Below are 24,056 nucleotides of genomic sequence, written 5' to 3' on the forward strand. Positions count from 1 at the left end.
TTCGATTCCATTCACAGATGCGGGAAAAGTTTTAGTTTCTGGTGTGTCTTGAAAAAAGACAAATCGGACGGCAACCACACATTCATCAGAAGCGGAAAATCTTCCTTGTTGCGAACCCGGTAAAAACCTTTTACCCGAACGCTGTCGGGAAAGACGACTCCCCGCAGTGTTGACAGGGGGGCATCATGGAACCGGGGAAAATTTTCCGTGAAGCGAAAGACCGGAAAGAACAGGCGGAATGTGCATGGATTGGGTTCGCCCGACAAGGGGTACAGCTCCCAGGTGTCGCAACCCGAGGCGGGATCGTCGAACTTGAAGACGACGTTTGGGTCTTCGCCCGAGGATTCGATTTCGACGGCCACGTATTCAAAGAGGATATCCGGAACGCGCTCGACCGGGAGTCCGGCAAACGCTAGAACATTCCACAGTTTAACGGGTGGAATGTGTTCCAACGAAGGAAAACGGCTTGGGCAATAGATTTTTCCGCCGCCGGAATAGGGGCTGACCGTCGAGGGCAGCGGTTCGAGTTCTGCCATTCGGTATTGTTCGATCAATTCGACGATGTTTCGTTCCTGCCATGCGCGCGCCGCGTACAGTGGCGCCCACAACAGCAGCGCAGCGGCAGCGGCAAAGAAACCTGCGCGCATGGCGGCGCGCAACATGCCGCCGGGCCGGAGACGTCTGAGTTGTTGCGGATTTACGGCGCCGACGATCCGGTCCAACACGAAGCCCGGGAACCATAGCGAGGCGAAATTGAGATGGAACGCGTGCCGGTTTTGAAATTCAAGGCTCGGGTAACCGCACAGATAGATCAACAGGCACAGAACGCCGAAGGCGATCCGCATGTCGCGTCCCGCGATGATTAGAATGGCCGCCGCGGCATACCACAGGCCGAAGCGGTACAGATGTCCGGCTATGGGCGTATGGATGTTTGCCGCCGTTTTTGCGATCGCATCGAGATGGCCGGTAAAGGTGCCGTTCGACAGGTTGCGCACGATTCGCAGCGTCGCGGCGTACCATCGCGCGACAACGTCGCCGGGAAAAGTGGCGGCGATTTCGTAGACATAGCGTCTCGCGGCCTTTTCCGCGGGCGGGGTCCAGATATCCATGCTTTCGCTCATCATGAGCGCCGCCTGGGGCGCGAACGCGAGCGTGGGCGTTGCCGGCGTGGCCAAGGCTTCTCCGAACGCCGTGAACAGCAGGGCTAGGTAAAATCCGGGCAGCGATTGGTAATAGGCCAGGTGCGTTTTTGCGTGGGTGTAGATGAAGGCATGAACGAGGTAATCGGCATTGGAGAAGAGCGGCGTATAGGACGCGCGTTCGAGATCGACGGATTGCAGGCATGGCAGCGAGAACCCCTGGGTCAGATAGAAGGCGTTGTTGCCGCCGGTTTCGGAGGTAATCGAAAGCGCGGGCCATGCCGGAACAACAAAGGCCGCAAGGGTCAGCGCGGCGCCCGTCATGCGTGTTTTCAACGGGAGGCGTTGCACACCGCGAGGCGGACAACCGGCCCGATCCGTCGGATCGGACGGATCCGACGGATTGGTCTTAGGCTCTACGGGCGGCGTCCCGCGCGCAAGGAACAACAGGAAGAACAGCGCAAGCGGCAGGCAAACAACGGCATCCTGCCGAAATCCCATCCCCGCGCCGATGACGAGTCCCATGGCCAAGGCCGTAGCGAAATAGCGCTGTCGGGTGACGGGCCGCACGATAAGGCAGCCGCAGAGAAAAAGCGCCGCGAGGATGAACGGCGCCTTCGTGAAATCGCGAATGGACGGGAGTTCCACAAGCATCGAAGGCGACGACATGGCCGCCGCCGCGCCGGCCAGCGCGATCGGTCGCCGCATGCCGAGGCGGAAAATGCCGTAGACGACGGCGGCCGTTGCGCCGAAGAACAACGACGACAGAATGGCCACGTTGGCCCACGAGATGCCGAACAGGCGCCACACAATCCCTACCGCGTAAATCAGGTAAAAGCGATCCTGGTAGAAAAGGCCCCGTGCCGGCTGGACGGGCAGTCCGGAAGGAAGCGGTTTTTCCAGCCGGGGCGTTTTATGGGCCAGGAAATCCTGCACGCCGTCCGGCAGCGTCTGCGATTCTGAAAATCCGTATCCCGAGGCATAAAAAACGGCCGGACGCAACATGTCCGAGACATTGTGTTCGGGACCGGTGACAATGCCGAACGCTTTCATGTAGGACCAGCAGCCGACGGTTGCGACGACGAAGATCGCCGCCACCACGGCGGCCTCCGAACGTAACCGTTTAGTGTGCGCGGGCGGCATGGCCGATGTCCTCCGCGATCAAGGGCGCGACAAGATCCGCAAACAGTGCGTTGCCCGCGGGCGTAAAATGGCGATCGAATTCGAAATACAGACCGGATTCCTCTCCTCTGGCGCGAAACCCGTCTGTCACGCAGTGAAAATCCAGGCCGGCCCGTTCGCAGGCGCGCCGCACCGCCTCGTCGGGGGCATTGGTGGCCAGCATGCCGGGATCGGTTTGGAATCCGACGCGTTGCACATTGCGATACGCCTCCTTGTTTACATAAAAGCCTTCGGGAATGGACAGGACAATGGCGCGGGCGCCGTATCGGCGTGCGGCGTTTCCGATGCGCCTGAAAGCCCTTGCCATGGGCGCGATGCGGTCTTCCAGATCTTCGATGCGCACCGTGTTCAGGAAGTAACAGGGCGATTCGGCGGCATGGTTGATCATCCACGGGTTGATCAGGCCGTTGTGAAAGTCGGCCCGGACGGATTCTTCCAGGCGATCGAAACGCGCGCGGTGTTCCGCCGGCATGTTTTTCAGCAGACCCTTGGCCACTTCAATCCATATCGCGCGGCATTCCTCCGCGGATCGTTTCGAGATCAGGGATTGGGTAGCGTAAACCCGCCGGTTTTTCCAATACCGCGCCCAATGGACCAGATTGGGATACCGGGAAGCGATGAGGTCTCGCCACGCGATCCCCGCGCCGGCCTGCTGAAGATCGTCCCCCGCGAGACATCCAATCAGCACAAGGTCGGGCCGCAGGACCGGCATGGCCGATTCCGCGATGGCCGCGTATTCGTTCGGTCCGGCGGCCGGCTTGCCGAGATTCAGCACCTCGACGTCCATTCCCTGTTCGCGCAGGTTGCGCTCAAGGCGCTTGCACCACGCGTCTTCAAGGTTGACGCCCCAACCATAGGTGAATGAATCGCCTATCGCCGCGATTCTGTACGCGCTCGTCTTTTTCCGCGGTGTTTCCCGGTCGCGGAAACCGAGCGAGTTGATGTATTCATCGCACGCATAGTCGCGTGTTTTCCAATGATCCTCCGTGCCCGGCTGAAAAAGAAGGCCCATCGGACCCGGCCACCATTTGTTGACGACCATTTCGCCGACGGTCCAATCCAGCAGCCGGACGGCTCCGGCGGCGATCCACACGGAGACAAGCGCCAGCGCCAAGTTCTTTAGAAGGCTGGCTGTTCGTTTCATCGTACGGTTTTCCCGGTCAACGACGCTCGTTTCAATTCGATTTGCTCCGTGATGCGCTCCTCGAAGGCGGCCATCATGTGCTCCACGCCTTGATCGTTGAGATGGCACCAGTCGGTGAACAGGGTCTCGCCCGGAACGCCGTGCGGTTCCGCGGCGATGATTTTCGCCTCGACATCCGCGAGCGGGATTCCTTTTTCCCGCGCGATTTTCCGGATGATGGCGTTTTCGGTGTCCGAGGCCTGATGGCGCGTCGATCGTTTCAGAACCTCGCGCGCGTATTGCGCGCCTTCCGCGAATTGTCCGCGTGCGAAAAATTCGCGTATGGTTTCTCGTTCCCTTCCGTTATCCAGTCGCGGATTGCAGAGGTTTGACGGTACGCTTGACAAAACGAGCGGCACGTTTTTCATTTGGCACATCGCAACCATAAGCGACAGGTTGTGTTCGAACACGGTCATGCGTTCGTCAATCTGTTCCGGCGTGAAGGTCTTGAGCCGGGTGCTGCCGTTTTCCTCCGGAGACAAGCGCAGCAGTTCGCGGTTGCGTTCGCGCCGCATCGCGTTTACCCGCAGCATGGCGGCGCGATCGCGGATGAAACGGCAAAACGCGGACTTGTACAGCGCCCGCTGAAGCGGCAGCGACCACAACCGCACGAATTCCAATTGTTCCTGTTCCTCGAATTCGTTGTTTCCCTCGTAGAACACAATGAGATCGGGCTGGTAGCCGAGCAGTTCCGCCACGACGGGGACCAGCCGGTGGGTTCCGTAGCCGCACCCGCCCGCGTTGATGAACTCGAACCGGCACAGGTCCGCATAACGGACAGCCATGCGCAACGCAAGCGATCGGATGGCGCCGCGGGCGTAGTTGATGGACGATCCGCCCACGAAAAAAACGCGGAACGTGTTTTCCGGCTTCGGCATCTTGAAGTATTGGTCTTGAAACGAGACGCGTTTTTGCGGGGCCGTGATCATCGTATCCGGCGATTTTGCGTCCGGAACGAAAAGGCGGCTGTTCGCGTCGAACCCCCATCCGTAATCCACGGGCAGCGGCGGCCGCCAGATTTCGACCACCCGAAAGAGGGACTCCAACAGCACCGCGAGCAGCACGAGCGGCAGCAACGAATAGACAATCGTCTTGCCAACGCTAAGCGAGGACATGGCGACGTGTGGCGGCCCGGCGGCGCGCCGGTCCTTCTTGATGAATGTTCATATGAAATTGACGTGATCCGGAGGGTGCTTGAGATCCCACAGGTACCGGTTTACCTCGTCCATCCGGCAGTTGATGCGACATTGGTGCGCGTCCATCTCGTTTTGAACCCACGCGATGACCGCCCGCCGCTGTTCGCCGTTCCAGATTTCCCCGAAGGTATTCTCGTACAGGTTTCCCAGCAGGAACCGTTCATCGCCGAGATAATTGCAGCAGCCCCACACCTTGCCCGCGGCGTCAATGTATGTCCAGAACGACATCGCGTAACAGCGGTCATACGAACGGGCCGCCTCATCCCATTTGCGCATCGCGTGCGCTCGGAAAACGACCGTGAAATCGGGCGTGTTGAACCGCCGCAATTCTTCCGCGAGGGCGAGATCCTGCTCGTAGGAAACCTCCCGGTACTCGTCCGTGATGCTGAGTGGATGCTGCGAATACGGCTTGATTGCGAGATAATCCATGCCGATATCGCGCGCAATGCCGGCCAGCGTGACCGCTTCGGTCCGGTTTTCCGGCAACAGGATCATCTGTAGGCCAAGGGCGCAGGCCCACCCGTTGGCCCTTCGCATCTGGGCGGCTTGCTGGAGATTTTCGATGACGGTGTCGAAATCGCCCGGCTGCGTGCGGTGCAGATAGGCGTAGGTGTCCCGTGTGCCCGCGTCGAAACTGACCCGGACCCATTGCGCATGCGGAAGAATCGCCTCCGCCTTTTCGGGCGTGAACAGGACCCCGTTGGTATTGAGCGCCTGATCTATGCCCGCGGCCTTGCCGGCCTGAATAATCTCCGCCATGTGTTTGTGCAGCAGCGGCTCCCCCTCCCCCGCGTGCATGATGCTTTTGACGCCCAGGCGTCCCATTTCCGCCAGGCGCTCCCGGAACATGTCCCAATCGAGAAACCGCCGCTGGTACTTCATGAAGTCTTTGCCGCAGAACCGGCACCGGTGGTTGCAGGCGCCCGAGGGGCTCGTCTCGATGTAGATGGGATAAACGTTATCCCCCTGCAGCCACGCGCCCACCCGTCCCGCGTGATACATCATCTTGTGGCTGTCTATGCGGAACTTGTCCATGGGATTCCTGGCTTACTTCATCAACGAGGAGACGCTGCGGAAATACGAGACCGGGTCGAGATAGCTCTTGTTGCCGATGACGGCGCAGGCCGCCGCGCCCGCCACGTTCCCGATGAATCCGAGGATTTCGGTGGGCGCGCCGAGGGCCGCGCACGGCGCCGTCAGCGCGAGGCACGCGTCGCCCGCGCCGATGCGGTCCACGAGTTTCACGCTGAAGACCGGCGTGCGCGAAAAGCCGGTCCGCTCGTCGTAGCCGACCGTGCCGTTCTGGCCGCGGGTGAGCAGGAAACTCCGGCATTTCAACTGTTGGGCCAGCACCTGCGCGATGTTCTGGATGTCCACGTGCTTTTTCTTCATTTCGAGCCGCGCTTCCGGTTCGTCAATTGTCACGAAGTCCGCGCGCGGATACCGCGACACCAGATTGAAACCATAGTTGCCAGGGTTGACCTGTACGTTCAACGCCAGGAAAGGCGCCTTTTCGCACAAGACTTCGATTACCTTTTCCGTCATCAGCCCATGGCCATAATCCGCCACGATAACGACATCATGCTCCGGCGCCAGCGATGCGACCTTTTCAATAAACGCCGCCTCGTCCTTGGGCAGCAGCGGATCGTCGTTCATCGCGTCGGTTTCCAGCAATTTGATGCTGAGATAATCCTCCAGGTAACGCCGCTTGACAATGGTCGGCCCGTCTGTTTTGCGGATGAAATGCAGGCCGACGTTGCCGTTCAGGTGTTCTCGGATGAATGCTTCCTGCGTGTCGTGGTCGCCCAGCGCCGTCAGGCAGTTCAGGCGGCCGCAGAATCCCGCCAGGTGGTTGTTGATGGCCTGGATGCCGCCTAGGTAGCGCTCCATGTACTTGAGTTTCGCGGCGAGAATGGGATCCTTGTTGGCCTTGTTCATCACGTCGCAAAAACAATACTCGTCAATGATCGTCTCGCCGATGGTGAGGATTTTGAGCGTGGCGATGTCACGCAGATACTTGAAGATATCTTCTTCGGAATAACGCGACCGGAATTCCTCGAGATACAGCCGCACTTCAGGGGAAAAAAGATCCGTGTACCGGTTGATCAGGGCCGATGCGCTGAACGTGTCCTCTTCCGTAAGATGGAGTTGGCCGCCGATGCTCCTGACCGCTTCCTCTTCCTTCAGGATGGCGCCGGTATGATCGCGCAGGCCGGTTTCGTTTGTCGCGCCTTTCACAAAAAAATTGGGTTTCAGCAGGAGAATCGTTTCGACGGCGCTCGGCCACTTGTTGATGGCCACATAATCCACGCATTCGAGCGCGGCCAAGGCCTCGGCGCGCAACTGGTCCGTGAAGACGGGCCGGTGCGGTCCTTTGTCCACGAAATGGTCCGGCGTCAGCGTGACGATGAGCACATCGCCCAGCCGACGCGCCGCCTGCAGATGTTTGATGTGGCCGATATGCAGCAGATCGAACACGCCGTGGCAATGGACGATGGTCTTGCCGTTCGCGCGTGCGGCGTCCAGTTTGGCCTTCAGATCGTCGAGGCTCATTATTTTTCCGGATAGAGGCACGGCATTCCGCTCCATAGGTTCAAACCGATGCTAACACACCCCTTGTTTGAAGGACAAACGAAGGAAACGACGGGATGGGTGCATCGAATGGCGCCCATAATCGTGTTTTCCCGGTTGAGAACCGCGCCGGCTATTTTAGTCTTCTGCTGTCGCGGCAATGACTAATGTTGTCGGGACGAAAAAAAGAGGAAAAGGCGCGCTTTTCGGCGGGTTGGAGAGGGTCGGGCGGGATCCGTTCGCCGGTTGCATTGCTTCCGCAAAAGGTATAACGTTGGGCTTCGTATTGAGCCCGTGCTACAGGCTGGTAAACGAATGGGGTGTACCGTGCACAGGAACATCGAGGAGGCGCTGCGCGAAAGCGAGCAACGGCTGCGCGCCTTGGCCGACAACCTTTCCAATGCCGTGGTTTATCAGTTGATGGCCGAACCGGACGGCGGACGGCGCTTCACTTATATCAGCCGATCGGTGGAACGCCTGAACGAAGTAACTGTGGAGGAGGTGCTGGCCGATGCCGGGGCGCTTTACGGCCAGGTCTTGCCCGAATATCGCGCATTGGTTGCGGCACGCGAGGAAGAGGCCTTGAAAACACTCACTCCATTGCATGTCGAGGTGCAGAGCCGCCTTCCCGGCGGCCGCCTGCGGTGGTTTGAATTTACTTCCACTCCCCGTTATATAGCGGAGGGCGTTCTGGTCTGGGACGGGGTCGAAGTGGACATTACCGATCGCAAGCGGACCGAAGCGGAACTGGAAAGACTCGTTGCGGAGCGAACGTCGGAGTTGATCGAGACCAATCAGAGGCTGCTGAATGAGATTGCCGATCGGTCCCAAATGGAGATGTTGCTTCGGGACAGCGAGGAACGTTATCGGTCGCTTTATTGGGAGTCCCGGGACGCCATCATGGTTTTGTCGCCGGAAGAGGGTTTTTTGGCCGCAAACCCGGCCACGGCCGCCCTGTTTGCCTGCCGTGACGAGCAAGAGTTTATCACCCATTCGCCGGCTTCCCTGTCGCCGGAATTTCAGCCGGACGGCATCCGATCGGATGTCAAGGTCCGTGAGATAAAGCGCCTTGCCCTGGAAAAGGGCTCCCGCTTTTTCGAATGGACGCATCGCCGGGTGGACGGGACTGAGTTTCCGGCCACGGTATTGCTTTCGGGTTTCAATTACTGCGGCAAGCGCCTGCTGATGGCCACTGTTCGCGACATTACCGAAAGCAAGCGAGCCGAAGCGGAACGGCGGGATCTCGAAAGGCAAGTTCAGCATGCGCAGAAACTGGAAAGTCTCGGCGTGCTTGCCGGCGGACTCGCCCACGATTTCAACAATATTCTGCATCTCATTCTTGGCAACGTGCATCATATCAAGAAAATCGTGTCGGATCTGTCGCCCGCCCGCCCGTTTATCGAAAATATCGAACGTTCCACGCGCCGCGCCGCGGTGTTGACGCGCCAGATGCTGGCCTACGCGGGCAAAGGGTCTTTCACTCTTCAAGTATTGAATTTGGGCGATCTTGTGGGCGAAATCGTCGGGCTGATTCAGTCATCCATGTCAAAAAAAGCGCGGTTGCGGCTGAATCTGGTCGGCGATCTTCCGCCGATAGAGGCCGACGCGGCCCAAATCCAGCAGGTGGCAATGAATGTGATACTGAATGCGGCCGAGGCGTTGGATGCCGATGAGGGCGGCGAGGTGATCGTGTCCACTTCGGCGCTTTATTGTACGGAAGACGATTTGCGCGGCAGCCGTGTTATGTTTGGCGCTCCGGCGGGGGATTATGTTTGCCTGGAGGTGACTGATACGGGATGCGGAATGGACGGGGAAACTTTGGAACGGCTCTTCGATCCGTTTTTCACAACCAAATTCACGGGTCGTGGATTGGGAATGTCGGCGGTGCTCGGAATCGTACGCGCCCATAAAGGCGTCATCCTGGTTCGCAGCGCTCCGGGCGCGGGCACGACGGTCCGGATACTTCTGCCCGTGGCGGACCGTACTGATCCGGCGCCATCCGACAGCGCGCCGGCATCTGCCGCGGACCGGCCCTCATGCGCAGGCGTCATTTTGTTTGTGGACGACGAGCCTGACATGCTGGAACTCGGCGCCATGACGCTTGAACAGATGGGATATCGCGTTCTTACGGCCGCCGATGGTCTGGACGCACTCGAATTGTTCGAGGAGCAATCGAAGGATATTGGCTGTGTGCTGCTCGATCTGAGCATGCCGCGCATGGACGGTGTGCAGACGCTGGCGGAATTGCGCCGAATCCGGCCGGATATCCCCGTCATTCTAGCGAGCGGTTACGCCGAACGCGAACTTCAATCGCGCCTGGCCGGCTTGGAAGTAAGCGCGCTGATCGAAAAACCTTACGATTTCGACAAGTTGGCGTCTATTCTGCAACAGGTGCTTGCCTGACAGGACGTCCACAATTATCCGGCTCGGCGAAGCATGACGATTTCCACCCACAATCCCGCCAATTGCCATAGGGTGCGCGCGATGCGCGGGAAATTGAAGAACTGCGATTTGCCGTAGGTGCGCTGGTAGTGATGGACGGGCACTTCCACGCACCGGAAACCCGCGCGGTGAATCTTGGCCATCATTTCGACGCAGATCACGCCGCTGTCGCGTGTCAATGTGATCTTGTCGAACACGCTGCGGCGAATCAGCCGGAAATCGCAATCCACGTCGCGATAGGGAAGCGCGAAGGCGATTTTCACGATCCAATGATAGATGCGGCCGATGATGCGGCGGTGCATCGGATCGCCGCGCGCGATTTTGTACCCCTGCACGATATCCACGTCCGGCCCGGCATGCGCCAGCAGAAGTTCCAGTTCGCGCACATCGTATTGGGCGTCGCCATCCGTGTAGAAAATCCACTCGCGCGTGGCCGCGCCGAAACCGGTTCGCAGCGCGCCGCCGTATCCGCGGTTTTTCGGATGCCGCACGATGCGCACATTGGGAAATTCGCGCTCGATTTCCGCCAGCGCCGCCAGCGTTTTCTCGCGGCTGCCGTCGTCCACGATGGTGATGTCGCCGTCCATGCCCAGCCGCCGGAACGTCTGTTCCGTAAGCAGCACCATGCTGCCGATCGTTCCCCAGTCGTTGTAGCAGGGATAAAACACCGATATGGATGGCTTAGGGTCCACGCCGGGCGCTCCATGGGCCGTTAGGCGTTTCCGCCGGCGGAAGCAGGCGGAACGTCCGGTCCTCTCTCACGATCAGCCACTTGCGCGGCAACCGCTCCGCCGGAACGTGTTCGACCACCTCGGCCTGTCTTTGGGCCAACAGGCACAATATCCATGCCAGCGGTTTGTCCGCCGTGCAAACGGCGGCGCATTTTGGCAAATTCCGCACGGCGGACGCCACTTCGTAATAGCCGCGCATTTCGTCCGCCGTCCAAATCGTTGCCATCGTGCTTGCCAGTCGCGCGCCCGGCGCCGCCGCCACCGACACGACGAAAATCGCCAGAACGATCCGCCGGAATCGCGTTGCGGGACCGATCGCGCGGTACGCTTGCCATGCCGCCACCCCGCCGAAGAGACCGCCGACAGCCTGGCTGAACCACAAGTAGCGGTGGATGTGGCCCGGCGTGAAAAAAAGCCACCAGTAAAGATAAAAAACGGCGATCATGAACAGAACAGCCGTTGACCGGTTGTAACGGCGCGCTGAAAGGGTCCACGCGGCGAAGGCAAGGCCCGCAAGGGCCGTATACCATGTAAACGGCTCGCGCCACAGCGCCGGAAGGGTCCGCGCTAGACAGCGCAGGCCGAAGATCAAATTGTGCTGATATTCGCCCAGCATGCCGCCCGCCGCCCCGGCCACATCATGCCGCAGCAGCGTTTGCGCCGCCCACCACGCCCCAACGACCGCCATGCCGCCGATAGCGGGCATTGTCCATTCCGACAGCCGCGCGCGGCGCCCCGTCATGTATTCGAAACACAGGACGCCGAAAAACGGAAACACGGCCAGCATGACGATCGTCTTGCACAACACCGCCATGCCGAAGCACACGCCCGCCGCAAGACCCGGTGCGATATTTCCCGGACGGCTCCAAATAATCAATCCCGCCAACAGCCACGCCAGGGCCGGCGCTTCGCCGTACAGTGTCCGCGCTAGATACGCCGATCCCGGCATGGCCAGCATCATGACCACGCCGGCCAGCGCCGTCCCCGCGCCGAAAAATGGGGCCAGTGTTGCGTAGGCGAGCGCGCACAGAAGGCCGAAATACAACGCCATCGCGGCGCGCGCCCACGCAATCGTTTTCGGTCCGGCCGGATCGCTTCCCGCCAGCGCCATGGCCGCGGCCACCGGCGCAATCACGGGCGCGCCCACCGAATCGTAGGCGTCGAACCAGCGGAAACCCGTTTCGGGCAAGCCCGATCCGTAAACGTGATACGCCGCCACGTTACGCGCGACGCCCATGTGATGCGCCTCGTCGGGCGCAATCCACGGATACGCGTCCAGCCGGGGAAACGCCACGATCGCCCCGGCCAGCAGGGCGGCCGGAAGCAGCCGCCAGTCCGTTTTTCGAGTGGAAACGGAAGAGGCTTCCGCGATCGGTCTGGAAGCCGAATGCCGCGCACGGACCAGCACGCCCCATGCCGCGACCGCCGCCATCCCGCCGAACAGCGCCGTCCGCGCCCATGCGGCGCCGGGCGCAATCGTTTCCGCGCCTTTCCACGCCAGCAACGCGATGGCCGCCGAGGCTGCGGTGCTGAAAAGGATCAGCATCAATGCCGCCGCCAGCATCAAACCGATCGCGTCCTGCCGGCTGGCTGCCTTGTGCGCTGTGCGAATCGTATGAATCATTCACCCGCCTCGCTGCCAAAATCGGGATGTGTGCGCCATTGTACACGCCTCTCAATGGCTATACCCAAATTCCCGCATGCAGGGATCGAGGCAGGGATGCCGCGTCCACGGTAGAAGCGGCATCTTGCCGCTTATCCGCCGCCCCGTTCGATCAAGCGCGCCATGCCCAAACGTGCAGACAGTCGTTTCCCTGTCTGCTTATAAAAAGAGGCATCGGGCGGCGTTCATTTCCTCGAACAGGCTGACGCCGAGTTCGCGCAGCAACCGGTCGAGGCGAACGACGGGCAATCCCAGCACGTTCTGGTAACAACCGTCGTAGCGGGCGACGAGGAGGGATCCCGGCCCGTCCACGGTATAGGCGCCGGCCCGGTCAATCGGATTGACGGCGTCCACGAACGCCTCGATTTCGGACGGGGCGAGATCGCGGAACGTGACGCCGGTTGATTCGTACCCTTCGGCGGTGCGGCCCGTGGAGGTGTCCACCATCGAAAGGCCGGTCAGCACGTGATGTGTTTTTCCCGAAAGCCGGGCGATCATCGCGCAGGCTTCGGTCCGGTCCGCCGGTTTGCCGAGGACGTGTTTGCCCAGGAACACCAGGGTATCCGCCGCGATGACGATCGGTCCCGGCGCGATCTTTTTTGCGGTGTCGTCGCGTTTCGCGCGTGCGTTGGTTATCACCATTTCTACGGGCGTTCCCTCGAAGGTTTCTTCGGCGCCGCTGACGACGACCTCGAAATCGAGGCCGAGCGCGGCCAGCAGGGCGCGGCGGCGGGGCGACGCGGAAGCCAGCACCAATCGGGTCACGGCTTGGGCGCCTCGTTCGAGGAAGGCTGATCGAGCGATTCCACGGCGACGGCGGCGTTCGCGGGAACGGTTTTGCCTTCGGGGCCGACGGTTTCGACGAGCGCGTCGTTTTCGATGATTTTCGTGCCCGGCGGTAGCGCGATATGCGTTTTGGCCAGATCGAGTTTTCCGTTGACGGCGATGTCCGACACGGCAATGTGGACCTTCGACTCGTCGTCGTTGACGATGTGGATGCGATAGGGCAGGAAATCCTTGTCGCGCAGAAACAGGCGCACTTCGCGAAAACGCCCGAACTCTTCTTCCTTGCCCTTGGGTCTGATGAGAATGCCCTTGGATCCGTTCGGCTTGTCATCCGAATCGAACACGCTCACCTCGTAATGCTCGCGAAGCGATTCGGTGTTTTGATCGAATCCGAGAAAGAAGACTTCCGTTTGCGGGCTATCCTGCAAATCGTATATCTGTAGTTGACGGATGTCGGCTTCGAATTCATAAGCCTTTCCGTCCTGAATGAGGTACGCGGGGCCTTCCTTGGGCTGGTCGTAGCGAAAGACGATTCGTCTGGGTTTGACGTAGACGATGCTTCCACCGGCCTCAATGGTTTCTTCCGGGGAAACGGTTTCCTGCGTGAAGCGCGCCTCGAGCGCCTGAATGCCGTCGCGCTTTTTCGCAAATTCTTTGAAAAACGCGTCGAAGGACGGGGGAGCCTCCGGCGCGGCCATCCAGGCCAGCGCCATGCCAGCCGCCAGCAGCAAGGTCATTCGGACGTCTCCTGGGTTTGCCGATCGATCAATGCGCGGTGGGTTTCGATCACCGAAAGCAGGTCGTCCCGCAGGCGGTTCCGTTGATCCTTCAACCGCCGTATTTCGTCCTGTAGTTCTTCCGGCAGTTTCCCCGCGCGCGCCAAGAGTCGTTCGTGTTCGGCATGTCCCGCCTCGCGGAGGCTGTCGGCTTCCCGGCGCGCCGCGTCAATCAAATCCTCGCCGAGCCGCTGGGAGGTGATGAGGGCGTTGCGCAGCGTCGTTTCCATTTGGCGGTACTCTTCCATCTGCGCCTTGAGCGATTCCTGTTCTTCCTTCAATTCGCGGATTTTGTTGATCAGCGATTCAATGATGTCGGCCAGGCGGTGTAGATACTCGTCCACGTCCAGCGTTTGGTAGCCGCCGAACAGCGCATGGCGGAATTGTTTGCTGTACACGTCGCTGGGGTTGATGGCTATCTCGCTTCCCAGCATCTGCGATACGACTTTGTGATCGCGCATTGAGCGTTACCCCCTGGCTATCGGCCCAGTTCCCTGGAACGCGCCGCGGCCGCGGCGACGCCTTCGGCAATCACGCGATCGAAGCCGTTTTTCCGGAAGGATTCGAGCGCGGCGGCGGTCGTGCCGCCCTTGGAGGTGACCCGTTCGCGCAACACGGACGCCGGTTCGCCGGACTGATCCAGCAGGCGTCCGGCGCCGAGGAGCGTCTGCGCCGCCAGCCGCGTGGCCTGTTCGCGATCCATGCCTTGTGCGACGGCCGCGTCCACCAGACATTCGGTCATGTAAAAAAAGTAGGCCGGGCCGCTTCCGCTCAGGGCGGTGACGGCGTCAATCATCGCCTCGGGCACTTGCTCGGCCACGCCGATGGCCTCGAAGATGCAACGGGCCGCTTCGGCATCGGTTTCGGTGCAGTTTTCGCTTGTCGCAAAGCCGGCCGCGCCCGTGTTGACCATGGCGGGCGTGTTCGGCATGACGCGAATCACGCGGATATCCGGGCCGAGCAAGGATTGGATGCGTGCGATTGAAATGCCGGCGGCGATGGAAACCACGCGCGTTTGCGGAGTGATCGCCGTCGCGAGGGGCGCCAGCGCCTCGGCCATTGCCTGCGGCTTTACCGCAAGGACGATCGTGTCGCAACCGGCGGCCAGCTCTTCGGGGGAGGAGGCCACGTCCATGCCGAGCGCGGCGGCTTCGACGCGTTTGTCCTCGGCGACATCGTAGACTCGGATCCGGCCGGGCGCAATCATCCGCGCCGCCAGCAAGCCCTTCGCGATGGCCGCGCCCATGTTTCCAAAGCCGAGCAATCCGATCACGCCGCACGCATCGGCCCTTGGATTGGCCACGAACCTCTCGGACGGATGAATCGGACGGACCATCGCGATTTCATCGCAGTCGGGAAACAGCGAGCAGCGGACACAATCGTTGAACACCTTGTGCGGCAATTCGTGCTTGTCCACCTCCGCGAATCCGTTCTTGCCGAAAAACGCCGGGCTGCGCGTCAGGCAATAGACGCGGGCGATATGGAGGGCGCGCGCTTCCTCGAGGCAGGCGCCCAGCAGCGCCTTTCCGATGCCCTGCCCGCGCAGGTTCGGGCGGACCACGAGCGATCGCACTTCGGCCAGATCCACGGTGTCAATGTGCAGCGCGCAGCAGCCGCCCACACCTTCCTCGTCCGCGTAGGTATAAAAATCGCGGACGTTTTCATAGAGTTCCATCAGGGGCCTGCGCAGCACCGCGCCGCCCTCGGCCGCATTGTCGAGCAATTGCTTGATCGCCGGTATTTCCGTCAACTTCGGTTTGCGAACCGTATGCATGCGGCTTGTGTCAGTCCTTCCATGGCCTCTGCCCAAGAGGCCTCTCGTCACGGTTATCGCCTCGTTGTCCAAACGGTCCCTCGGATTTCCGAACCGCTTGGCCAGGAATCATAACACAGAACGGATCCAATCCACGACGGGATGCAGGCTAGAAATCTACCGCGTCGAGACCGGGAATGCAGGATTCGAGCGGGATGGTTTCGATGTGCGTCGCGCCGAGCATAGCCAATTCGAATCGGGCCCGCGCCAGCGGCAGCGTCGTGCCCTGCGTGTCCATCTGGACGCTGAATTCGGTAAAGTTCGCGCCCTCGTTCATGGTCGGCTCGTCGCCGAACAGCCGGTTGTCGCGCAAATAATCGAGCAGGCGCGGCACATTTTCCTTCCGGGCGTTGAAAAAGACCAGCACCTTGTTTTCGGCAAAGATCGAACCATACAGGTTGAGCAGGAACATTCGGGCGAGGTTGTATTTGGCCGGGTTTTCCTTGATATGCGGATTCGCCCAGATGCCGGTCTCCGACACCATGATCTCATCCATGATGCGCAGCCCGTAATTTTGGATGGCGCTGCCGGTCTGGGTGATTTCGAGGCCGAAGTCCACCGATCCATTCCTGACTTTGGCCTCGGTCTTGCCCCATGTCTCGTAGACGACGATGCCCGAGGCGATGCGCGGCGGGGTCTTGAATTTCTGTACGGAAAACGCCGCGTGCGTCTCGCCGAATCCCAACGCCGCGCTTTTCGACTGGAACCATTCGAGCGCGACATAGGGCATTTCCGAAACCATCGTGACGAGGCGGTTGCGTTCGAGCAGGCCGCGCAGCCATGCGTCGCACGGCGCCGCTTCTTCCGTCCGCGCGATGATGACGATGCGGACGCCGCCGCGTTCGAGCGAAAGGATTTTGCGCGGGAGGATTTCCCGGTTGAACTCGTATTTGAATTCAAGCACGCGTTCGCGCATCCAGTCGTCGCCGCCGATGGCAATGTCTATTTCGCCCAGACCCAGTTGGGCGCCGAATTCCTGGGGGCGGCCATCCCAGCCGACCAGGTACGGCATGATGGGAAAGGTGCTGGGGCCGCCTTTCTCGTATCCGCGCGTCGGAAATCCCGCGCTCTTGAGCAGGTTGACGAGGTTGCCGCCGCGCGACGGATCGGCCAGCGATCCCGCGGGAAGTCCGATTATCAGAGTTTCGCCGTTCATGTTACCACCCTTGTTCATGCATACCAGCCAGCCGGGGTATTATACGATTCGGGCCGTCCGTATTGAAACGGCGATCCCGGGCCCGCGCCAATGGGTTCGCAAGCCCATCAGCGAGGCAGCAGCCATACTTCCGAGAGAAACGATCGATGCCGCCAGTTGAGGTGCGCTTCATCGGGCGCATCCCATGTCAGGGTAATCTTGCCCGTCGCCACGGCGGCCCTTGGAACGGGGAACTCCTTGATCCCGCCAAGTTCCTTGTCGTAACGCGCGGGTTGGACCCGCGCGCCGTTGATTTTCAGCAGCGATTCGCCGCGGCCGGTGGTCCGGACCACGTACTCGCGCTGGGTGTCAATGCCCTCATACACGACGCCGATCGGCCAGTCGAGCGAACTGAGCCACGACAGCCGCCAGCGGTTCGGCCCCAGCCATGTGCCGTACCCCGGCAGCGGCGCGCGGAGATCCTCGACATCGAGCAGCGTCGGTTCGCCCCGCAACACGTGGGGATTGCGCGCCGTGTCGCCGACAACGTCGTATCGGCTGCCGGGCACGGGGTTTTCCCATGTGCGGATTCGGTCGAGTTCGGCGCATTTCGCCGCCTCGTCCGGCAGGGCGCGGATCCGCGCAAACTGGTCTTCCAACCACCAGCGGTTGTTCAGGGGCCGGTCGAGGAAATCGAGCACCGCGCCGCGCTCGAAATTTCTTGCGTGGTATTTTTCGACGCTCATCTGCATGCCGATTTGACGGAACAAGTCCTCGCCGTCGGTTTCGAGGCGCGCGCGCAGCCCGGCGCAGGCCGGATCGGTTCCGGCGCGCCGCAACACGTCCTCCGCCGCGTCCATCGCGGCATCCGCGCCAATGTCCACCGCCCGGGCCAGCGCGGTGTGGGCGTCCTGTTCCAGCGCGGTCTCGTGCAGCAGCCGTCCGCGAACATAGGCGTCGTACGCCGCGCGAAAGGCCAGCAACCGCCAACGCCAGTTGTCCCGGAGTTCGGGGGCGCGCGCCTCGATGGCCTGCCAGCGCGCCCACACGGCGTCAATCGCGCCGTTCAGCGCGGCGGATCCCTCCCAGTTCGTTTCCAGGGCGAGGATGGCGTCGGCGGCGTCGGCGGCAACGCCCGGTCCAAAAAAGAAACGCGCATATTCGATGAGCATATCGCGGACGCCGCGATCCGGATCCCATGCGAGCAGGGTCCAGACGATCTTGTTCACGTCATCATGCACGCCGTCCGAGTACGAAAGGAATCCGTCCGTGTACGGCGCAAAGCGGTTGTGGACGCGCGCATAGAAGCGCGGGCGCGGATTGACGCATTCCCGCCCTTCGGTCAGCGCGAACGCGGGATCCCACCATGGGACGGGAAACTGGCACAGGATCGTGTGCGTGATGTCGGGATAGGCGCGCAAGCGATAGGTCTTCGCGAGCCGTTGCCGCGTTTCCGCGAGCGGCGGGCTTTGCGGTCCGTGGACCACGCCCGCCAGCCATTCCGGCGCCTTTTCGTTCATGTACGCGAAAAACCAGTCCACCTCGTCTCTTTCGAAGCCTTGGAGCGAAATCCACATCGTGGCCTTCGGATGATGCGCCCGCAACCGTTGCGCGGCCTGTTCGAGAAACGGCATGACGTGTTGCGGGGCGTTGTCCCCCGGATCGCCGCCTGGAAAGAACACCGCGTCGAGCCGCGGGCAGGTCCGGTAGAAGGCTTCCCACATGTCCAAGGCTTCGGCGCACACCGCCGGATCGGCCAGATCGGCCTCCACCGGCGTCCAAATCCAATAGTCCAACCCGTACCGTTCGCATATCTCGCTCATGGCGATGTTCATGCGTTCGCGCGTCACGGGCATGACGGGACTGGACTCGTCCTGGAATGGAATGTTTTCGACGGCGTTCGCGCCGAACAGGGCGAGTTCGCGAATGTAGCGATCGTACCGCGCCTCGTCCCACGCGTCGTAACTGTTCGCCGTGTGGCGGTAGCCCAACTGGTGACCGCGGATGGCATAGGCCGGCCGGGTCTCGATAGCGAGATCGACCGGCAGCGTCACGCGCCCCGGCGCCCAATCCATTTTGCGCAGGAAATCCCCCACGCCGTACAACGCGCCCCGCCGATCCGCGCCCTCGATGCGCACCAGTCCACGGTCCGCGTCCACGGACAGGCGGTAGGCCTCCGGCGGCAGATCCTTCGCGGCGAAACCGATTTCGACGGACGGTCCCGACGGCGGGCGCGCGTCCGTTGTGGTCCATTCGAGGCCCGTTCGCGCCTTCACTTCCTCGATCAACACGCGCGCCGCGATCCGATCCGCCGTCGAAACGCCGGAATCGCCCGCGACGACCACCGCCTTCGTCAGATCAATCCCGCCGTGCATCGCCATGAAACATATTACTCCCGACAGACATAGAGAACCGGTCATGATCGCCTTCCTTGAGCATGTTCTTTGCGCGTATTGTACACGAATTCAACGCAAAGGCGCGGAAGACGTAAAGAATCGCGAACAACCTCGTTGTTCCTTGAAAACAAGCGTCGTCCGTGCCGTCCGAATCAATCCGTTTCGGGATGGATGATCACCTCGATCGGTTCCCGGATGCCCTGGACGGCCGCGTATTTTCGCAGACGGACCAAGTACGCGCTAGTCATGACGGTTCCGCGCGCGACAAGCGTCCTGCCCTGCGTGGTCAGGATGGGCGCGGCCAAGGTCGTGCCCGGTCCAAGGTCCTTGAATGCAATCGAGATGACCTTGCCCTTGTCGGCTTCCGGCGGCGCAACCACCGCGGGTATTTTGGAAAACACGGCCAGCACGGCGGGATCGTATTTTTCCTCCTGGTCTTGCAGGGCCTTGACGCTGTCCATCCGCGACAATCCCCTGGATCGCAATTGAAGATAATCGGCGGCCACCTTCAGCACGCGGCTCCCCAGGGGGATTTCCTTGCCGGCCACGCGGTCGCGGGGAAAACCGGATCCGTCGAAATACTTGTTCTGATACATCACGATTCGGGCGACGTTTTCCAGCCGGGGAATGCGTTCGAGCAGTTCGGCCCCGATGGCGGGAACGCTTTCGACCGTCCGCTGTTCCTCATCGTCGAGCGATTCGCCGCCGATGGCCTTCGTGAGAATTTCGGGCGGAAGGGCCAGCATGCCGATCTGGCACAGCATGGCCGCCAGTTCGATTTCCCATGTGTTTCCCATGCCCATTTTGGCGGTAATGGCCCGCGCCAAGTTGCGGAGATGCACGGAGCGACCGAATATTTCGGGATTGGCCCACGAGAGCACTTCGATCAACAGTTCCGCCGTGCCCTGAAGCGTCCCCTCCAAGACCTCCTTCTCGGCGGTGACGAGGCGGTACTGCCGGATGGCGGCGATGAGCGACTCGCCCATCAGGGCGGCGGGGCACGGTTTTGTCAGAAAACGGAACACGCATCCCTCGTTGACGGCTTCCATGGCCAATTTGATATCGGCGTTGCCCGTCAACATGATTCGGACGGTGTCGGGCGCGATTTCGCGCACCTTTTTCAGAAATTCGATGCCGTTCATCAACGGCATGTGCATGTCGGCCACGACCACCGCGAAGGGGCCTTTTTCCTGGATTTCGCGCAGTCCGGCATGCGCGCCTTCCGCGGTGCGCACCCGCAGCACATGCTGTAGTTTCCGCTGGTACGCTTCAAGCACGTTCGCGTCGTCGTCCACAAAGAGCACACGTTCTTCCACGGCTATTCGTCTCCTCTCTCGTCCATTTCCGCGCAGGCGTGTTCCCATTCGGGCAGGCGATCCGCCAGGCCCAGTCTTTCGAGGTACGCCAGGTCCACTTTCGAGGGGGGGCAGTTGAACAGTTCCTTGCGCCGCGCGAAGGCCAGCGCATCCGCGACATGGGTGGCGGCGAGAGGCGAGAAGGCATTTCCGATGGCGTCCATGGGCCGGTGATGAAACGCCACGGCCTCGACGATGGGATGCGGCAGCCCCCAGATGCCCAGCAGATAGGCGCCGACCTCGCCGTGCGTGCAGCCCAGCAAGGCTTTTTCGGCGGCCGCCAGCGGAAGGGACTCCGCGACGGCGCGATCGAAAACGCACGCGTAGTCCTCCGGGCAGGCGCTGGCCAGCACCAGTTCGCCCGTGTCGTGCAACAAACCCGCCGTGTAGGCGTCGTTTGCCGTTTCCTTGGGCGCCGATTCGGCGCGGCAGATGGCCTGTACATAGGCGCCCACGATCATGCTGTGACGCCACAACGCGTCCAGCGAAAAGCCGCGGGGCAATTTCGCGCCTTCCAGCGGGGCGAAGAGGCCCGTGGTAAGAACCAACGCCCTGACCGTATTCAATCCAAGCAGGGAGACGGCCTGGGTGGCGCTGGCCACCTGCCGCCTGAGACCAAAGAAAGCGGAGTTGGCCAGTTGGAGTATTTTCGCGGTCATGGCCAAATCGGTCTCGATGATGCGGCCCACGTCCGCAATCGAACTGTCCGGCGATTTCAGCGCCTCGCACAGTTTCGCATAGACCCGCGGAACCGGCGGCAGCGCGCCGATCTGCGCCACGACGGCCTTCAGGGAATCGCTCGACAGCAATTCGCGCAGGGCAAAGGCCCTGTCCACGCACTCCTTCAACAGCGCCGGCTTGCAGGGCTTGCTGAGGAACTGGTGCGCTTCCCCCACCGACCGATAGAGGGTTTCGCTGTCCGACTGGCCGGACAAGACGAAACGCAATGTGTCGGGATGGCGCTTCTTGACCTCGGCCAACAACCGGCTGCCATCCATGCCGGGCATGCGCATGTCGGTCACGACGACATCGAAATGACGGGCTTCGAGCTGTTCGAGCGCCTGCGCGCCGCTCCGGGCAAAGGCCATCTCCCATTCGCGCTGCATCGGAAACAGCATCCGTCGCAATCCATCCAGCACGTTGGGCTCGTCGTCAACAAAGAGAATGCTTTTCATGTCCGCCTCCCCGTTCGGATAAACCGGGAACCTTCAACGGCCGCGGCCGAAACAGGGTTCATTCGCCCTCTTCTCCGAATCGATCGTACACCTCCACAATATGGTTGTTTTCGTCGAGAAACGATTCGAGCATGCGCGGATCGAAGTGGCTTCCCTCGCCTTTTTGCAGGATGGCGACAGCCTCCTCGTTGCTCATGGCGGGTTTGTAGGGCCGTTTCGATCGCAGGGCGTCGTAGACGTCCACCAAGGCGACCATGCGCGCCTCGACGGGGATGTCCTCGCCGGCCAGCCCGTCCGGATATCCGGAACCGTCCCATTTCTCGTGATGGCTGCGCGTGATGACGGTGGCCATTTGCAGCAACGGGGACGGCAGCGCCTCGTCGTCCGTCGTATATCCGTTCGGGATGGCCTGCGCGGCCATCATGATGGATTTGGGCGGCTGCCGCAGAATGCTTTCGCCGATTTCCGTGTGAGTTTCAATCACGGCCCGCTCCTCCGGCGTCAAGGGGCCTTCCTTGAGCAGAATCTTATCCGGAACGCCTATTTTTCCGATATCGTGCAGCGGGCTGGTCAGAAAAAGCAATTCCGCGAACCCGCCGTTTCTTCCCATCCTCCGGGCAAGGATGTAGGAACACCACGCGACGCGCGCCACGTGATTGCCGGTCTGGTCGTCGCGGAATTCGCCCGCCTTGGCCAGCCGCCACACGACCTCGCGGTGCGATTTTTCCAATTGCCGGGTGCGTTCGCGGACAAGGCCATCCAGCACTTCGACCTGGTTCGCGAGATGATCCTCGAATTCCTTGATGCGGATTGCGCTTCGCAAGCGGGCGATCAGATCCTCGCGGCCCACGGGCTTGTTCAACAGATCGGTCGCGCCCAGATCGAGCACGCGCCGCTTCAGCGTCCGATCGCCTTCGCCGGTGAGGATGATGATGGGGATCCGGGATAATGCCTCGTCGCCGCGCACGGCCTCGAGGAGGGCGATGCCGTCCTTTTTGGGCATGCGTATGTCCGACACGATCACGTCGAACGCCTCGCGGCGCAGCGCGTCGAGCGCGTCGTCCACGCCGGTGCAAAAGACGCCTTCCCACGGCTCGCCGCACAGGTCCAGCAAACGCCTCAGGACTTCGAGCACGTTCGGTTCGTCGTCAACGAACAAGAGTCTCTTTTTCCCTTTGGTCATATTCCTTCACCCTTCGACAACGGGCAGCCGAATGATGAACGCCGTTCCTTTTCCGACCTCGCTTTCGACGGAAAGGGTTCCGCTGTGCTTGTTCACCACGACGTTCCGCGCGATGGCCAATCCCTGGCCGGTGCCCTTGCCCACTTCCTTGGTGGTGAAAAACGGATCGAAAATGCGGTCGCGGAACTCGTCCGGTATGCCGGTTCCGGTGTCGGAAATGCGAATCTCCACCCAATCGCCGTCGCGACGGGTGCTAATCATGATTCGTCCCTTGGTTTCCGAACCGTCGCCGACAACGTCTGCGATAGCGTGCGCCGCGTTCACGATCAGATTGAGAAAGACCTGGTTGAGTTCGGCCGGCAGACACCAGACACGGGGCAGACTCGGGTCCAGGTCCATTTCGAGATCGGCCACGTATTTCCATTCGTTGCGCGACACGGTGGCCGTGCTCTCGATACAGTGATTGATGTCCGCGAGGGTCTTCTCCGTCACGCCGGGATGCGAGAATTCCTTCATCGCCTGGACGATGGACGTGATCCGTCCGATGCCCTCGATGGACTGCGCGATGGCGCGGGGGATTTCGTTCGCAAGGTACTCGAAATGGGCCGTTTCATTCAGATCGCGGGCCTCGTTCAACAGATCCGGCGGCAGGGCGTCCGCCGCCGGCGATTCCATCAGCCTGCGAAACAGGTTTATCAGGGCCACGATGTCCGCGTGGGCCGACTGGAGGAATTCGAGGTTGTCGCCCACGTATTGCGCGGGCGTGTTGATCTCGTGGGCGATGCCCGCGGCCAGGCGTCCCACCGATTCCAGTTTCTGCGCCTGGTTGAGGGCGCGTTCGAGTTGGAGGGCCGTACGCGTTTCGTCCGCCTCGGCTTCCATTTTCCGCGCGTGCCTGTGCGCGCGGCGGTATTCGCCGGCGCGGCGGATGGTGTGTTCGAGCAGATGCGGGTTGCAGGGCTTTTCGAGAAAATCGAACGCGCCCAGTTTTACGGCCTTGACGGCGCGCGGAATGTCGCCCTTGCCCGTCAGAATGACGGGAACGGTGTCCGGATGTTTCCCGTGCATGGCGTCCAGCACCTGGAAACCGTCCAACTCCGGCATCTCGATGTCGAGCAGGGCCACGTCGAATTCCGCTTTGCCCATCGCCTCCATCGCGGCGGCGCCGTCGGACACGGTCTCGCACGCGAAACCCTTGCCCAAGAGTTCGCGCGCAACCAGTTTCAGCAGGTTCGGGTCATCGTCCGCGACGAGTACGCGGATCGCGTTGGTTTCAGCATCCATCTGCGGGATCTCCCATGGGGTTGTCCGGCAATCCGCGCGGCAGGCG

General features: G+C 61.3%; 18 protein-coding genes. 1 reads left to right on the top strand and 17 read right to left on the bottom strand.

The window, feature by feature from the left end:
• Nucleotides 1-11: 11 nt before the first annotated feature.
• Genes P5540_13885 through P5540_13905 form a run of 5 tightly spaced genes read right to left on the bottom strand, consistent with a single transcriptional unit; the run spans nt 12 to nt 7,274 of the window.
• Nucleotides 12-2,282: a hypothetical protein gene (locus P5540_13885; protein ID HRT65906.1), complete on the bottom strand. Its 2,271-nt coding sequence runs from the start codon at nt 2,280-2,282 to the stop codon at nt 12-14.
• Nucleotides 2,263-3,465 (bottom strand): hypothetical protein, encoded by a 1,203-nt coding sequence (locus P5540_13890; protein ID HRT65907.1) that lies wholly within the window; start codon nt 3,463-3,465, stop codon nt 2,263-2,265. The genes P5540_13885 and P5540_13890 overlap by 20 nt, the downstream gene beginning before the upstream one ends.
• Nucleotides 3,462-4,619 carry an SGNH/GDSL hydrolase family protein gene (locus P5540_13895; GenBank protein ID HRT65908.1) on the bottom strand — a complete coding sequence of 386 codons (1,158 nt, stop codon included), beginning with the start codon at nt 4,617-4,619 and terminating at the stop codon, nt 3,462-3,464. The genes P5540_13890 and P5540_13895 overlap by 4 nt, the downstream gene beginning before the upstream one ends.
• 48 nt (nt 4,620-4,667) lie before the next feature.
• The gene (locus P5540_13900) at nt 4,668-5,735 is read right to left on the bottom strand and encodes a radical SAM/SPASM domain-containing protein (GenBank protein HRT65909.1); all 1,068 of its coding nucleotides are present in this window, start codon (nt 5,733-5,735) and stop codon (nt 4,668-4,670) included.
• Between the two features lie 12 nt (nt 5,736-5,747).
• Nucleotides 5,748-7,274, bottom strand: a complete 1,527-nt coding sequence (locus P5540_13905; protein HRT65910.1) for a PfkB family carbohydrate kinase — start codon at nt 7,272-7,274, stop codon at nt 5,748-5,750.
• Nucleotides 7,275-7,598: 324 nt separating this feature from the next.
• Between P5540_13905 and P5540_13910 the strand changes: the two genes are divergently transcribed.
• Nucleotides 7,599-9,674 carry a response regulator gene (locus P5540_13910; protein HRT65911.1) on the top strand — a complete coding sequence of 692 codons (2,076 nt, stop codon included), beginning with the start codon at nt 7,599-7,601 and terminating at the stop codon, nt 9,672-9,674.
• 14 nt (nt 9,675-9,688) lie between these two features.
• Here the strand turns inward: P5540_13910 and P5540_13915 are convergent, their stop codons facing one another.
• The 12 genes from P5540_13915 to P5540_13970 all read right to left on the bottom strand — a co-directional run bounded on the left by P5540_13915 (nt 9,689) and on the right by P5540_13970 (nt 24,010).
• Nucleotides 9,689-10,405, bottom strand: a complete 717-nt coding sequence (locus P5540_13915) for a glycosyltransferase family 2 protein (protein ID HRT65912.1) — start codon at nt 10,403-10,405, stop codon at nt 9,689-9,691.
• The gene (locus tag P5540_13920) at nt 10,395-12,068 is read right to left on the bottom strand and encodes a hypothetical protein (GenBank protein ID HRT65913.1); all 1,674 of its coding nucleotides are present in this window, start codon (nt 12,066-12,068) and stop codon (nt 10,395-10,397) included. The genes P5540_13915 and P5540_13920 overlap by 11 nt, the downstream gene beginning before the upstream one ends.
• Before the next feature lie 198 nt (nt 12,069-12,266).
• Nucleotides 12,267-12,872, bottom strand: coding sequence for a Maf family protein (locus P5540_13925; protein ID HRT65914.1), 606 nt, complete (start codon nt 12,870-12,872; stop codon nt 12,267-12,269).
• Nucleotides 12,869-13,630: an outer membrane lipoprotein carrier protein LolA gene (locus P5540_13930; protein ID HRT65915.1), complete on the bottom strand. Its 762-nt coding sequence runs from the start codon at nt 13,628-13,630 to the stop codon at nt 12,869-12,871. Before P5540_13930 ends, P5540_13925 begins: the two co-directional genes overlap by 4 nt.
• Nucleotides 13,627-14,130, bottom strand: coding sequence for a DivIVA domain-containing protein (locus P5540_13935; GenBank protein ID HRT65916.1), 504 nt, complete (start codon nt 14,128-14,130; stop codon nt 13,627-13,629). Before P5540_13935 ends, P5540_13930 begins: the two co-directional genes overlap by 4 nt.
• 17 nt (nt 14,131-14,147) lie before the next feature.
• Nucleotides 14,148-15,443, bottom strand: a complete 1,296-nt coding sequence (proC, locus tag P5540_13940) for a pyrroline-5-carboxylate reductase (GenBank protein ID HRT65917.1) — start codon at nt 15,441-15,443, stop codon at nt 14,148-14,150.
• Between the two features lie 148 nt (nt 15,444-15,591).
• Nucleotides 15,592-16,638 carry a hypothetical protein gene (locus P5540_13945; protein HRT65918.1) on the bottom strand — a complete coding sequence of 349 codons (1,047 nt, stop codon included), beginning with the start codon at nt 16,636-16,638 and terminating at the stop codon, nt 15,592-15,594.
• A 107-nt stretch (nt 16,639-16,745) separates the two neighbouring features.
• Complete coding sequence (locus tag P5540_13950) at nt 16,746-19,037, bottom strand: glycoside hydrolase family 20 zincin-like fold domain-containing protein (GenBank protein ID HRT65919.1); 2,292 nt, start codon at nt 19,035-19,037, stop codon at nt 16,746-16,748.
• 128 nt (nt 19,038-19,165) lie between these two features.
• On the bottom strand, nt 19,166-20,329 hold the full coding sequence (locus P5540_13955) for an HD domain-containing phosphohydrolase (GenBank protein HRT65920.1): 1,164 nt from the start codon (nt 20,327-20,329) through the stop codon (nt 19,166-19,168).
• A 2-nt stretch (nt 20,330-20,331) separates the two neighbouring features.
• Complete coding sequence (locus P5540_13960) at nt 20,332-21,543, bottom strand: response regulator (protein HRT65921.1); 1,212 nt, start codon at nt 21,541-21,543, stop codon at nt 20,332-20,334.
• Nucleotides 21,544-21,601: 58 nt separating this feature from the next.
• Nucleotides 21,602-22,726 carry a response regulator gene (locus tag P5540_13965; protein HRT65922.1) on the bottom strand — a complete coding sequence of 375 codons (1,125 nt, stop codon included), beginning with the start codon at nt 22,724-22,726 and terminating at the stop codon, nt 21,602-21,604.
• A gap of 6 nt (nt 22,727-22,732) precedes the next feature.
• Complete coding sequence (locus tag P5540_13970; GenBank protein ID HRT65923.1) at nt 22,733-24,010, bottom strand: response regulator; 1,278 nt, start codon at nt 24,008-24,010, stop codon at nt 22,733-22,735.
• Nucleotides 24,011-24,056 lie beyond the last annotated feature (46 nt).

The sequence above is a fragment of the Candidatus Hydrogenedentota bacterium genome, from assembly GCA_035450225.1.
In the GTDB taxonomy this organism is placed as follows: domain Bacteria; phylum Hydrogenedentota; class Hydrogenedentia; order Hydrogenedentales; family SLHB01; genus DSVR01.